9 protein-coding genes are annotated in these 12,809 nt (G+C 74.8%); 3 read left to right on the forward strand and 6 right to left on the reverse strand.

The genetic code is table 11. The annotated features are described in order from the left end of the window. Position 1 precedes the first annotated feature (1 nt). From ACIQI7_RS19035 to ACIQI7_RS19045, 3 genes are all read right to left on the reverse strand, one after another. Positions 2-1,525, reverse strand: coding sequence for a sugar transferase (locus ACIQI7_RS19035; RefSeq protein ID WP_401111190.1), 1,524 nt, complete (start codon positions 1,523-1,525; stop codon positions 2-4). A 394-nt stretch (positions 1,526-1,919) separates the two neighbouring features. Continuing rightward, entirely contained in the window at positions 1,920-3,074 is a 1,155-nt protein-coding gene (locus ACIQI7_RS19040; RefSeq protein WP_401111192.1) for a glycosyltransferase, read from the reverse strand. A gap of 245 nt (positions 3,075-3,319) precedes the next feature. After that, the gene (locus ACIQI7_RS19045; RefSeq protein ID WP_359903353.1) at positions 3,320-3,760 is read right to left on the reverse strand and encodes an SRPBCC family protein; all 441 of its coding nucleotides are present in this window, start codon (positions 3,758-3,760) and stop codon (positions 3,320-3,322) included. 91 nt (positions 3,761-3,851) lie between these two features. Here ACIQI7_RS19045 and ACIQI7_RS19050 point away from each other — a divergent pair, with 91 nt between their 5' ends. Then, positions 3,852-4,751, forward strand: coding sequence for a HipA family kinase (locus ACIQI7_RS19050; RefSeq protein WP_387758450.1), 900 nt, complete (start codon positions 3,852-3,854; stop codon positions 4,749-4,751). 125 nt (positions 4,752-4,876) lie between these two features. Here ACIQI7_RS19050 and ACIQI7_RS19055 read toward each other — a convergent pair whose 3' ends face one another. The 3 genes from ACIQI7_RS19055 to ACIQI7_RS19065 all read right to left on the reverse strand — a co-directional run bounded on the left by ACIQI7_RS19055 (position 4,877) and on the right by ACIQI7_RS19065 (position 9,219). After that, a complete protein-coding gene (locus tag ACIQI7_RS19055) occupies positions 4,877-6,364 on the reverse strand; it encodes a S8 family peptidase (protein WP_401111194.1) in 1,488 nt (495 codons plus the stop codon). Between the two features lie 254 nt (positions 6,365-6,618). Beyond that, complete coding sequence (locus ACIQI7_RS19060; RefSeq protein WP_401111197.1) at positions 6,619-7,737, reverse strand: amidohydrolase family protein; 1,119 nt, start codon at positions 7,735-7,737, stop codon at positions 6,619-6,621. A gap of 3 nt (positions 7,738-7,740) precedes the next feature. Further along, positions 7,741-9,219, reverse strand: a complete 1,479-nt coding sequence (locus ACIQI7_RS19065) for a glutamine synthetase (RefSeq protein WP_401111200.1) — start codon at positions 9,217-9,219, stop codon at positions 7,741-7,743. A gap of 566 nt (positions 9,220-9,785) precedes the next feature. Here ACIQI7_RS19065 and ACIQI7_RS19070 point away from each other — a divergent pair. Beyond that, positions 9,786-11,561 (forward strand): 3-hydroxyacyl-CoA dehydrogenase family protein, encoded by a 1,776-nt coding sequence (locus ACIQI7_RS19070; protein ID WP_401111202.1) that lies wholly within the window; start codon positions 9,786-9,788, stop codon positions 11,559-11,561. Positions 11,562-11,764: 203 nt separating this feature from the next. Next, the gene (locus ACIQI7_RS19075; protein ID WP_401111205.1) at positions 11,765-12,688 is read left to right on the forward strand and encodes a TetR family transcriptional regulator; all 924 of its coding nucleotides are present in this window, start codon (positions 11,765-11,767) and stop codon (positions 12,686-12,688) included. Positions 12,689-12,809 lie beyond the last annotated feature (121 nt).

A 12,809-nucleotide genomic window follows, 5' to 3' on the forward strand; every position in this document is an offset into this window, starting at 1 on the left:
GTCAGCTCCCGTCCGGGTGGAGCATCAGGACCGCGGTGCGGCACAGGATCTTGACGTCCTGCCAGAGGCTCCAGCTCTCGATGTAGCGGTTGTCGAAGCGGGCCCGGTCCTCGATGGAGGTGTCCCCGCGCAGGCCGTTGACCTGGGCCAGGCCGGTCAGGCCGACGGGGACCCGGTGGCGGTCGGCGTACTCGGGGTAGGCCTGGCCGAACCGCATGACGAAGTACGGCCGTTCGGGGCGCGGGCCGACCAGGCTCATGTCGCCGCGCAGGACGTTCCACAGCTGGGGCAGCTCGTCCAGCGAGCTCCTGCGCAGCAGCCGGCCGACGGCGCCCATCCGGTGGTCCTGGGAGATGTTCCAGCGGGTGGCGGACTCGTGCTCGTCGTTCGGGCGCAGGGTGCGGAACTTGAGGACGGTGAAGACCCGGCCGTTCAGGCCGGTGCGCTGCTGGCGGAAGAGCACGCCGGGGCCGGTGTCGAAGCGGACGGCGAGGGCGCAGAGCCCCAGGACGGGGGCGAGCAGCAGCAGGCCCAGGGCGGCGGCGGTGATGTCCAGGGCGCGCTTGGCGGCCCAGCCGGGGCGGCGCATCGCGGGGCGGCCGACCCGCAGGCAGGGGTACCCCCACAGGTGGTCGCCGCCGGTGACCGGCGCGGTGGCCAGCGAGCCGTACTCGCGCAGCGCTGGCACCAGCCAGACCTGGCAGCCGAGCCGGGCGGCCTCGCGCAGGGTGGCGGCGGTCTCGGCCTCGTCGGCGGCGCCGGCCGTGGCGATCACGTGCTGGACGCCGTGCCGGCGCACCTCGCGCTCCAGTACTTCGCTGCCGCCGAGCACGGGCAGGTCGTTGTCGCCGGGCAGCAGCGGCGGGTCGGTGTCCAGGAAGCCGACCGGGCGCATCCCGTACTCGCCGTGCTCGCGGAGGGCGGCGGCGACCCGGCGGCCGAGCCGGCCGGCGCCGAGCACCAGGACGGGGCTGGGGCGGCTGCGGCGGCTGCGCCGGACCAGGTGGTAGAGGACGGCGCGGCCGGCGGCGGCGATCAGCAGCTGGGCGCCGAGCAGGACGGTGAGCCGGGCCGGGCCGACCGGGCCGAAGCCGGGCCAGTGGTCGGCGAGGCAGCCGGACAGGGTGACGGCGAAGGCGGTGGCGACCACGGCCCGGGCGGCCAGTGCGGGCAGTTCGTCCAGGACGGAGAGGGTGAGCCGGGAGCGGTAGAGGCCGCCGGTCAGGTTGAGCAGGAGCAGCAGGGGCAGGACGGCGGGGACGCCGAGCAGCGGGTCGAGCGGGGCGGCGGGGTCGACGGCGCGGTTGGCGATGCCGCCGGCGGAGCACAGCGCGATGACGTCGGCCTGGACCAGGGCGAGCGACAGGGCCAGCCGGGAGCGGGCCGTCCCGCGGGGCCGGTGCGGCGGCGGGACGGCCCGGGGGTGCGCCGCTCCGGCCGGCCGGTCGAGCAGCCCGGTGCCGGGTCGGCGGGGGCCGGACAGGGGCCCGGCCGGTCGGTGCACACGGTCGTGGTCAATGGTCATCAGCGCACGATCTCCCCTGCTGTGTGCCCGGGGTGACGGTGCCCCGGCACCGGTTGGCGCGGGGCGGCCGTCCCGGCCCGGCGGGCGCGGTCCTGACAGCGCCTGCTGCCGCTTGGGGCTTTCGTGGGCCCGGCGGGGCCGATCGCGAAGGAACCGGTCAGCGAGAAGTCGGTCGCGAGGGGCTCAGCCGTTAATTCCCGGAAGGAAATCCGAACGAAGCAGGCAAAATCCGACAATACAGAACCGGGCGGTACAGGGCGGAAGTTGACTTGCCGATTCATTTCCCGCCGCCCATTAATAGTTATTTCGGATTTGACGCCTCGCCTCCGTATCCGGTCGAGGGTGCGAATACGACAACGCCGGAAACGGCGGGCATTCACGGCATGTGAAACGATCAGATCCGCTCTGGGACACGGGCCCGGCGCCGCCCCGAGGCCGGTCCCGCGCCCAGCAGGTGGCGGTAGAGGACGTCCACCTGTTCGACCACGGTGCGCACGTCGTGCCGGCCGACCACGTGGTCGCGCAGCCTGGCGCCGCGCCGCTCGCATTCGATCGGATCCGACAGCGCGTCGCCCATTCGGGCGGCGAGGGCCCGCGCGTCCTCGGGCGGGACCACCGCGTGCGCCAGCTCGGACGGCGGCAGGCACTCCCGGGCGCCGGGCACGTCGGTCAGCAGCACCGGGCGGGCGCCCGCCATCGCCTCCAGCGGGGCCAGCGCCATCCCCTCCCAGCGCGAGGGCAGCACCACCAGGTCGGCCGCCGCCAGCCACGGCCGCGGGTCCGGCACGTCCCCGACCAACCGGACCCGGGACGGCTCGGCGGTCGCCCGGACCAGCTCGGCCACCCGCTGCTCCTCCGGCCCGCCGCCGACCAGCGCCAGGCGGGCCCGCGGCACCCGGCGCAGCACCTCCGGCCAGGCGGCCAGCAGCACGTCCTGGCCCTTCTGCCGGCACAGCCGCCCGACGCACACCGCGAGCGGGGCGTCCAGGTCCAGGCCGAGCGCGATCCGGGCGGCGCGGCGGTCGGCGGGCGCGTAGTGGCGCACGTCCACGCCGTTGGGCACCACCGCCCAGTCGGCGTGCACCCCGGCCGCCACGCCGTCGGCCCGCTCCTGGACGCTGACGCAGAGCAGCCGGTGCGCCCAGCGGGTCGCGAAGCGCTCCCAGCGCAGGGTGGCGGCGGCCGTCGCACCGTCCACGGCGGCGAAGGACCAGGCGTGCGGCTGGAAGACGGTCGGCACGGTGCCGCGCACCGCGAGCCGTCCGGCCAGCCCGGCCTTGGCGCTGTGCAGGTGGACCACGTCGGGCGCGGCCGCCCGGACGATCCGGCGCAGCCGCCAGGCCTCTGCGGGGGTGCCCGGGCCGGGCGGGCGCCGGGCGGGCCAGTCCTGGACCAGCGCGCCCACGGCGGCGGCCTCCTCGGCCAGCCGGCCGCCGCGCGGACAGGCGACCAGGACCCGGTGGCCGGCCTCCCGCTGACCCCGGACCAGATCGGTGACGACGCGGGCGACCCCGCCGTCCACCGGTTGCGAAATGTGAAGGATCGTCATATGCACGGCGGCGAGCCTAGGGTGGCTCCCCCGTGCCGGGCGGCCCTCGTCACCCGCAGGTGGCGGTTCGGCCACCCGTACGGCTTTCGGGTCGTACGGGTGGCCGAACCGATCGGATCTCCAAGCGATTCGCTCGCATGGCCGGATCCGGGCGCGCGGGTCCGGGCACCCGGATCGAGGCACGCGGACCCCGGGCGGGACCGGGCCCGGGCGGGGCCTCGGGGGTCCGGCGGACGCCGGTGGCCTCAGCGGACCTCGGCGGCGAGGTTGGCCAGCACCTGGTCGTGGATCCGGTTCAGGCCCTTCGGGGCGAAGGTGCGCTCGAAGAAGCCGCCGATGCCGGTCGCGCCCTGCCAGGTGGCGGTCACGGTGACCTTGGAGCGGCCCTCGCCGACGGCCGAGACGGTCCAGGTGATCACCATGCTGGAGTTGGCGTCCTTCTCCACCAGCTGGTCGGGCTCCGGCGCGGAGACGGTGAACAGGCAGTCGCGCACCCGCTTCTCGGTGGCCTGGAGCCGCCAGTGCACCTGGGTGCCGGCGCCGGTGCCGCCGACCCGCACCTCGTACTCGCTGTACTGCGCGGGCAGCAGCTTCGGGCGGGTCACCTGGTAGTCGGCCAGCGCCTCGTACACCCGCTCGGGGGCGGCGTCGTAGACCCGCTCGGTGGTGGCCTGCACCTGTCCCATGACCTTGCTCTCCTCGTCCGGTGGGAACCGCTCTGTCCGGCAAGCCAATCACAGGCTCACGCCCGCGACGCGCCGGGATAGGGTGGCCGGTGTGCTCGATCTGGTGACTGCTGTGCGCTACGTCGACCCGCTGCGCGCCGGCGGCTCCGTCCCCGGCGTGGTGGAGACCGACGACCTGGGAACGTACGTGGTCAAGTTCACCGGGGCCGCGCAGGGCCGCAAGGCGCTGATCGCCGAGGTGATCGTCGGCGAGCTGGCCCGGCGGCTGGGCCTGCGGGTGCCGGAGCTGCGGCTGGTGGACTTCGACCCGGCCGTCGCGGCGGACGAGCCGGACACCGAGATCCAGGACATGCTCAAGGCCAGCGCGGGGCTCAACCTCGGGATGGACCTGCTGCCCGGCGCGCGGGACTTCCGGCCGGGGATGATCGCGGTGGACTCCGCCGAGGCCGGCCGGGTGGTCTGGCTGGACGCCCTGACCGGCAACGTCGACCGCACCGTGCACAACCCCAACCTGGTGGTCTGGCACGGGCGGCTCTGGCTGATCGACAACGGCGCCGCGCTGATCTTCCACCACCGCTGGGCGGGCGCCGAGGCGTCGGTCGGCAGGCGGTACGACCTCAGCGCGCACGCGCTCGGCGGCTCGGCCCCGGACGTCCGGCTGGCCGACGAGGAGCTCGGGCCCCTGGTCACCGTGCCGCTGCTGGAGGAGGTGGTGGCGCTGGTCCCGGACGAGTGGCTGGCCGACGAGCCCGGCTTCGACTCGGTGGACGCCGTCCGGCACGCCTACGTCACCCACCTGGCCGCCCGGGTGGTGCTCTCCGAGGAGTGGCTGCCGGAGGGCTTCGCCACGCCCGAGCAGCTGCGCGAGGCGGAGCGGCGGCGGGCGGCCCGGACCCGGGCCGGGCGGCCGGCCTGGCTGCAGGAGGTGCCGGACCTGCACGGCAAGCCGTCGGTGGAGACGGTCTGGGAGCACCACTTCGACGAGGACTGACCGGGCCGGCCGGTGTGCGGTGGCGGAGGCCGCCGCGGCCCTTCGGTGCGGGAACGCGACCGGGGAGCGGACCCAGTGGGCCCGCTCCCCGGTTCTACTGTTCAGAGCTGTCCGCGGTCAGCGCGTCAGCGCCACCACTGGACCGCCTTCTCGGCGTTGACCAGGCCCGCGCCGTAGAAGCCGTTGTCGTCGGCGCCGCCCTCGCAGGTGGCCTTCCAGGTGCCGGCACCGCCCGGGTTGAACTCGCCGGTCGGGCACGGGACGGACTCGGCGTGGGTGGTCAGCAGCTCGGTCAGCTCGTCCGGGCTGGCCCACGGGAAGGTGCTGGCGAGCAGCGCGGCCACGCCGGCGACGTGCGGGGTGGCCATCGAGGTGCCCTGCATGTAGCCGTACTTGCCGCCGGGGATGGTGGACCGGATGCGGCCGTCCTTGTCCGGGGTGTTCGGGAACTGGAAGCGGCGGTCGCCACCCGGGGCGGTGACGGACACGACGCCCTTGCCGTAGCTGGAGTAGTACGCCTTGACGCCGTCGGAGCCGACCGCGGAGACGGCGACCACGCCGGGCAGCTCGGTCGGCAGCGACAGGCAGTCGTTGGTGACCGGGCGGGTGGTGGGCGTGGTGTCGTCCGGGCTGGCCACGTCGACGGTCTTGTGCGCCAGGTCGATGTTCTCGTTGCCCGCGGCGGCGACGTTGAGGACGCCCTTGCGCTGCGAGAAGGCGACGGCCTTGCGGACGGCCTCCGAGATCGCGGCCTGGTCCTTGTCCGTCTTGCAGTTGAACATCCACGGGTCGACGAAGTAGCTGTTGTTCGTCACCTTGAAGCCGTGCTCGCCGGCCCAGACGAAGCCGCAGACCGCGTTCTCCGGGTAGATGAACCCGCCGTCGTCGACGACCTTGACGGCGGCCAGCTTCACGTTCGGCGCGACGCCGACGATGCCCTTGCCGTTCTTGGCGGCGGCGATGGTGCCGGCCACGTGGGTGCCGTGGTCGCTGGTGGTCGGCTGCCAGGCCTTCCAGTCGGTGTTCGTCTTGCCGTCGAGGCAGGAGACCGACTGCGAGGCGTCCACGTTGGCGGCCAGGTCCTCGTGGGTGGCGTCGATGCCGGAGTCCAGCACGCCGACGGTGACGTTGCGGCTGCCGAGCGAGATCTTGTGCGCCTTGTCGGCGCCGATCTGCCGCATGTCCCACTGGTAGGCCTCGTCCGGGTCCTCACCCGGGGCGGCGGCCACGGCGGCCGAGTCGGTGGCGACCTCGGCCTTGCCCTGGTCGGAGGCCTGGATGCCCTTGGTGCGGCTGGCGCCGACCGAGTCGACGCCCTTGGCCAGGCGCAGCTTCTCGGCGAACTTGGTGTCGTTGGAGCGGGCGACCACGACGCCGACCTGCTCGTACGACTGGACCACCGTGCCGCCGAGGCCGGCGATGGCCTTCTCGACCTTCTGCACCTGGCCGTGGTTGGCCTTGGTGTTGACGACGTAGCTCATCAGCGGACCGGTCGTCGAGTCGGCCGTGGGGGCCGCGACAGCGGTACCGGCCGGCAGCGCGAGGGCGCCGGCGGTGGCGAGTACGACGCCCACCGCCGCGTACCGGGTACGACTGATCCGAGGAACACGCATGAGGGTTGGCCTCCCGGCTCGTCAGGCGGCAGCTGCGATGGGCAGGTGCGCTTGGGAATGACCGGGACGCTAATGAATATTTGGTTATAAGCGCAAGGGGTAGTCATCTAATCGTCACATCGTGACCAGGAACAGGGCCTACGGACTACCCGGCCCCAACACAGGAAACAGAGGTCAAGAGTGTTAAAAAGTGATGGTTCGCCGACGTGCGGCCACACCCGTCACGACATCGGCCACCAGCACTGATCGCATCCCTACAACGCGTACAGCCGACGGGCGTTGCCGGCCGCGACCGCCCGCGTCAGCCGCTCGGCGTCGGCCGCGGAACAGGCCCCGTCGGCCTGCCAGGCCGCGAGCAGCACACCCAGTCCGTACCGGAACTGACAGGTGCCCACCAAATACAGTTCGGGCAGGCCGTAGGCGTCGGTGGAGAACAGCATTTTCCCGAACGGGGCCAACTCCAGCATCTCGCCCAGCACCGCGGCCACCCGCGGCCCGGTGTAGGAGGCGGTCAGCCCGAGGTCGGTGTACACCGTCGGGAAGGCCTGGGCCAGCCAGGCGGCCTGCCGGTGGTACGGGTAGCCGTGCAGCAGCACCAGCGGGACGCCGCTGGGTTCGGCGGCCCGCACGAAGTCCGTCAGCAGCGACGGATCGGCCCGGTGCAGGGTGAGGTCCGGATCGCCGAAGCCGGTGTGGAGTTGGAGCGGCAGGCCGAGCTCGGCGCAGACGTCCACGGCCGTCCAGAGCAGGTGGTGCAGCAGGACCGGGTCGGTCAGCCGGACCCGCCCGGCGCGCAGGTGGGCACCGGCCGCGGCCACCACGGCCGCGGTGGCGGGGCGTTCGGCGGGCGCGGCCAGGCCGTGCCGGTAGGCGAGCACCGACTTGACCGCGACGGCCCCGGCGGCGGCCGACCGGAGCGCCTGCGCGACGGCCCGCGGCCAGTCCGCGGCGCCGCACGCCACCGTCTCGGCGACCGACTCGGACCGGACCACCTCGCGCACCGAGGCGCCGGTGGCCTCGGCCAGTTCGGCCGGCGGCAGCAGCGGGTGGCCCGCGGCGGTGGTCAGCCCGGTGTCCACCAGGCAGGTGTCGAGCCCGGCCGCCGCCAGCAGCCGCCCGGTGGCCTCGGCCGCGCCCAACTCCCGCCGCCGGGCCAGGTAGTCGGCGGCCGGGGCGTGCGCCGGCAGGCCGAGCACGGGCGGGCACCAGCGCCGCACCGCCAGGCCCAGCGCGCTGTCGAAGGGCGAGCAGCCGGGCGCGGGCGGGCGGTCGGACTCGGTGAGCAGCCCGGCCAGGGCGTCGTCGGTGAGCTCGGCCGCCACCACGCTGTGGCAGTGGTGGTCGACCAGCGCGGGGCCCTCCGGCCGGGCCACCGCTCAGTACCGCCAGCGGGTGGCCGCGACCAGCTCCTCGGGCGTGACGGCCGCGTACTGCTCCCGCTCCGCCCGGCGCACCGCCAGCACCGCCTGGTAGAGCGGCTCGCCGAGCGCCTCGCGCAGCACCGCGGAGCGCTCGTACGCGGCGATCGCCTCGGCCGGACCGGTCGGCAGCCGGGGCACCGTACCGGGCTCGGCGGCCGCCGGATCCCCGGTGAACTCCGGCGGGAGCGCTCGGCGCTGGTCCAGCCCGGCGAGGCCGGCCGCGATCACCCCGCCGACCGCCAGGTACGGGTTGGCGCTCGCGTCGAAGCACTTGACCTCGGCGTTGGCGGTGGCGGCCCGCTCCCCGGTGGAGCCGGTCACCAGGCGCAGCGCGGCCTCGCGGTTCTCCAGGCCCCAGCACTGGTAGGCGCCGGCCCAGTGCGAGGGCACCAGCCGCAGGTACCCGGCCGGGCTGGAGCAGCCCAGCACCAGCAGTTCGGGCAGCGCGTCGAGCACCCCGGCGAGGAAGCCCTCGGCCTCGGCGGTCAGGCCGTGCGGGCCGGGGCCGCCGTGGCCGAGGTTGCGGCCGTCCCGCCAGAGGCTGACGTGCAGGTGCCCGCCGTTGCCGACGACGCCGGTCTCGACCGCCGGGGCGAAGGAGGCCCGCAGGCCGTGCCGGGCGGAGACGGCCCGGACGGTGTGCCGGACCAGGACGGAGGTGTCGGCGGCGGAGACCGGGCCCTCGGGGGCGACCGAGACCTCGAACTGGCCCGGGGCGTACTCGGGGTGGATCTGGAGGACGCCCAGCCCCTGCCTGCCGAGGGCGGTGAGGACGTCGCGCAGGTAGTCGGAGAGGTCGGTGACCCGGTGCATCCCGTACGCCGGGCCGTGCGTCGGGTACCGCGGCTCCTCCTGCGGGGTGCCGGCCAGGGCGACCGTCCACTCGACCTCGATGCCGGCCTTGAGGCTCAGCCCGCGCGCGGCCGCCACGGCCTGGGCCCGGCGGGCGAACAGCCGTTGGCAGCCCGGGTGCGGGCCGCCGGCCTGGGTGTACCTGTCCCCCGGGGCCCAGGCCCAGCCGGGCTGGGCGGCCAGCGGGACGACCCGGTCGAGGTCCGGGTAGAGCCTGAGGTCCCCGGTGGGGCCGCCGATGATCGGGCTGGTGGTGATCGTGTCGTCGGCGAGGAACACGTCGAAGCAGGGCGCGGTGCCGACGCCCCACTGCGCGGCGTGCGCCAGGCCGCCGAGCGGGACGGCCTTGACCCGGGTGACGCCGGCGTTGTCCACCCAGGTGACGGCCACCGCCTCGACGGCCTCGGTGCGCAGCCGGTCGGCGGCCTCCCCGGCCCGCTCGGCCCGCTCGGCGCGCGAGGGCAGCGCGACGGCCTCCGCCGCGGCGGCGGCGAGCCGGTCGGCGGTGACGGGCGGCTCGGCGGGGCCGGGAGCGGTGGGATCGGGCGCGGCGGGGCCGGCGGGGACGGTTCCGGGGGTCATGCCCCCATGCTGCCCCGCCGGTCACGGTCGGGTAACTCCCCTATCGGGTGGTCCTATTGGCAGCCCTGTTCACCCGTTCACCCGTTCGGGGCGAACCCGGCGGCCGGCTCCGCCGCGCGGTCCGCTCCGGGTGGTCGGCGTCCGCGTGCGAGGGCGCGCGGTGGCGGGTTTTCGCCTCCGCCCCCTTCCTACTCACGAGTAGCTTCGCTACAGTGGCCGGACACGCACCACCGCCGGGCTTCGGGAGCCGCACCGGCGGCAGGCCGCGGTCGCCGTTTCTCCGGCGCCCGCGCGGTGCGCTCTTCACCGGCAGGTGCCGCGGACCGCGGCGGGCCGGGTCTCCTCCTCGTATCAGAGTCGCTTCCTTCACCTTCGAGCGCCTGAGCACCACGGCGCATCCGCAGTTCGGCCGGAGCGGACCGGCCGCTGCCCGATGCACCGCACCCGTCATCTCCCCAGCCCCCGCGCGTGGACCCTCCTCCGGCGGCGGCCGCCCCCGGCGTACGGGCGCGGCGGCGTGCCCGCCGGAGCACGCGCGGGCCCTTCATGACTAGGAGTCAGGACAGATGGAGCGTCCCTTCCCCACTGTCGCCGTCGTCGGCCTCGGCACGATGGGTGCCGGCGTCGCCGTGGCGGTCGCCAAGAGCGGCCGCCGGGTGATCGGCATCGAGGCCACCGAGGACTCGGCCGCCCGGGCGCTGGCCCGGATCGAGGAGGCCACCGCGCACGCCGTGGACCGGGAGCGGCTGACCGCCGAGGAGCGCGCCGGGCTGCTGGCCCGGCTCTCGGTCGGCCACGAGCTGGCCGCCGCCGCCGACGCGGACCTGGTGATCGAGGAGGTGCCCGAGCAGCTGGAGCTGAAGCGGGAGGTCTTCGCCGAGCTGGACCGGATCTGCCCGGAGACCACCGTGCTGGCCACCGGCACCACCGCGCTCTCGGTGACCCGGATCGCCGCCGCGACCGCCCGCCCGGAGCGGGTGCTCGGCCTGCACTTCTTCAACCCGGTGCACAGCATGAAGCTGGTCGAGGTGGTCCGCACCGTGCTGACCTCGCCGCGGACCGCCGAGGACGCCGCCGCCTTCGCCCGGGACCTCGGCAAGGAGCCGGTGGCGGCCGGCGACCGGGCCGGCTTCGTGGTCAACGGCCTGCTGTTCGCCTACCTGAACCAGGCCGCCGCGATGTACGAGTCCAAGTACGCCTCGCGGGAGGACATCGACGCCGCGATGCGGCTCGGCTGCGGCCTGCCGATGGGCCCGCTGGCGCTGCTCGACCTGATCGGCGTCGACACCGCCCGCACCGTGCTGGAGGCGATGTACGAGCAGTCCCGGGACCGGCTGCACGCCCCCGCCCCGATCCTCGGCCAGCTGGTCGCGGCCGGGCTGCTGGGCCGCAAGACCGGCCGCGGTTTCTACACCTACGAGGCGCCGGGCTCCTCCCGGGCCGTGGACGCGGCCACCGGGCCCGCCCTGCCGAAGGTGCCGGGCCGGGAGGTGCGCACCGTCGGCGTCTGCGGCTCGGGGACGATGGCCACCGGCATCGCCGAGGTGTTCGCCAAGGCCGGGCGCCCGGTGCTGCTGGCCGCCCGCAGCCAGGAGAAGGCCGAGCGGGCCAAGGCGCAGCTGGCGAAGTCCCTGGAGCGCTCGGTGGCCAAGGGCCGGCTGTCCGCCGAGGCGCGGGACGCCGCGCTGGCACTGGTGACCCCGGTCGGCCAGTACGCCGAGCTGGCCGAGGTGGACCTGGTGGTCGAGGCGGTCGCCGAGGACCTGGCGGTCAAGCGGGAGCTGTTCGCCACCCTGGACAAGGTCGTCAGGCCGGGCGCGGTGCTCGCCACCACCACCTCCTCGCTGCCGGTGATCAGCTGCGCGACCGCCACCTCGCGGCCGCAGGACGTGATCGGCATGCACTTCTTCAACCCGGCCCCGGCGATGAAGCTGGTCGAGGTGGTCTCCACGGTGCTGACCGCGCCGGACGTCACCGCGACCGTGCTGGAGCTGACCGCCGAGGTCCGCAAGCACCCCGTGGAGTGCGGCGACCGGGCCGGCTTCATCGTCAACGCGCTGCTCTTCCCGTACCTGAACGACGCGGTGCGGATGCTCCAGGAGCACTACGCGACGGTGGACGACATCGACACCGCGATGAAGCTCGGCTGCGGCTACCCGATGGGCCCGTTCGAGCTGCTGGACGTGGTCGGCCTGGACGTCTCGCTGACCATCGAGCAGGTGCTGCACCAGGAGTTCCGCGAGCCCGGGCTGGCCGCCGCGCCGCTGCTGGAGCACCTGGTCGCGGCGGGCTGCCTGGGCCGCAAGACCGGCCGCGGCTTCCGCGACCACGCTCGCCGGTGACCACGCCGCAGGCCGGTGGCACGGCCGCCGGGAACGGCGCCCCGCCGTACGGCTCCGCTCCCTCCGCGGCCTCCACGCGCCCCGGCTGGAGCCCCGGGACGGTGTCCTCCCGCTGGCCCCGCCCGGCCGTGACCGGCCCGGTCGCGCCGGTGCGGCGGGGAAGGGCCGCGGCCGTGCCGTCCGGGCCGTGTAGCGTTCCGGACATGGATCGGGTTCAGTCAACCTCCCCGCAGCACCCCGCCGGGCCGCACGGCGGCACCGACCGGACCGCCCCCTCGACCGGGGGCACCGGACCGGAGGGCGGGCCGGGCAGCCGCCGGGCGGCGGCGCAGCGCCAGCAGATGCGCCAGGACCTGGCCACGGCCGCGATGGAGCTGTTCGCCTCGCAGGGCTACGAGGAGACCACGGTCGACCAGATCGCGGCCGCCGCCGGGGTGGCCCGGCGCACCTTCTTCCGGTACTTCCGGTCCAAGGAGGAGGCGATCTTCCCGGACCACGACGACACCCTGGTGCGGGTGGCCGACCTGCTGGCCAGTGCCGAGCCGGAGGAGCACCCGCTGGACGTGGTCTGCCGCGGCATCAAGGAGGTGCTGCGGATGTACGCCTCCACCCCGGCGGTGTCGGTCGCGCGGTACCAGCTGATCCGTCAGGTCCCGGCGCTGCGCGAGCGGGAGATCGCCGTGGTGGCCCGTTACGAGCGGCTGTTCACGCGCTACCTGCTGGGACGCTTCGACACCGGCGAGTCCATCCCGTCCGGCTGGCAGCGCGGCGGCGAGGACGACTCGATGCTGGCCGAGGTCTCGGCGGCGGCGGTGGTCGCGGCGCACAACCACGTGCTGCGGCGCTGGCTGCGGGCCGGCGGCCGGGGCGACGTGGAGGCGCAGCTGGACCACTCCTTCGAAGTGATCCGGCGGACCTTCTGGGCCTCCACCGCGCCGGGTGCCAGACGCCGGGGATCACTGGTGGCACCGGGTGCCAACGGGACCCCCGGGGACACCGGGGCGGAGAGCGCACTGAGTGCCAGTCCCGGAGGTGAGGTACTCATCACAGTCGCCCGGACGGACGCTCCGCTGGAGGTCGTGGTGGACAGCATCCGGGCCGCGCTGAGTGGCGCCCGGGAGTCCTAGCGGGAACGTTTACGCAGGTCAGAGCGGTGTCGAGGGCCCGTGCCGAGCAGTCGGCGCGGGCCCTTCGCATGCCCGCGCGACGCGCGTCGAACGGCCCGGGAGGCCGCCGGAATTCGTGACA

The sequence above is a fragment of the Kitasatospora sp. NPDC092039 genome, from assembly GCF_044756065.1.
In the GTDB taxonomy this organism is placed as follows: Bacteria; Actinomycetota; Actinomycetes; order Streptomycetales; family Streptomycetaceae; genus Kitasatospora.

Excerpts from the sequence above, each read along its gene's own strand:
- ACIQI7_RS19040 (WP_401111192.1), bottom strand. The coding sequence starts at position 3,074 with ATGACGATCCTTCACATTTCGCAACCGGTGGACGGCGGGGTCGCCCGC.
- ACIQI7_RS19075 (WP_401111205.1), top strand. The coding sequence starts at position 11,765 with ATGGATCGGGTTCAGTCAACCTCCCCGCAGCACCCCGCCGGGCCGCAC.
- ACIQI7_RS19045 (WP_359903353.1), bottom strand. The coding sequence starts at position 3,760 with ATGGGACAGGTGCAGGCCACCACCGAGCGGGTCTACGACGCCGCCCCC.
- ACIQI7_RS19070 (WP_401111202.1), top strand. The coding sequence starts at position 9,786 with ATGGAGCGTCCCTTCCCCACTGTCGCCGTCGTCGGCCTCGGCACGATG.
- ACIQI7_RS19055 (WP_401111194.1), bottom strand. The coding sequence starts at position 6,364 with ATGCGTGTTCCTCGGATCAGTCGTACCCGGTACGCGGCGGTGGGCGTC.
- ACIQI7_RS19065 (WP_401111200.1), bottom strand. The coding sequence starts at position 9,219 with ATGACCCCCGGAACCGTCCCCGCCGGCCCCGCCGCGCCCGATCCCACC.
- ACIQI7_RS19035 (WP_401111190.1), bottom strand. The coding sequence starts at position 1,525 with ATGACCATTGACCACGACCGTGTGCACCGACCGGCCGGGCCCCTGTCC.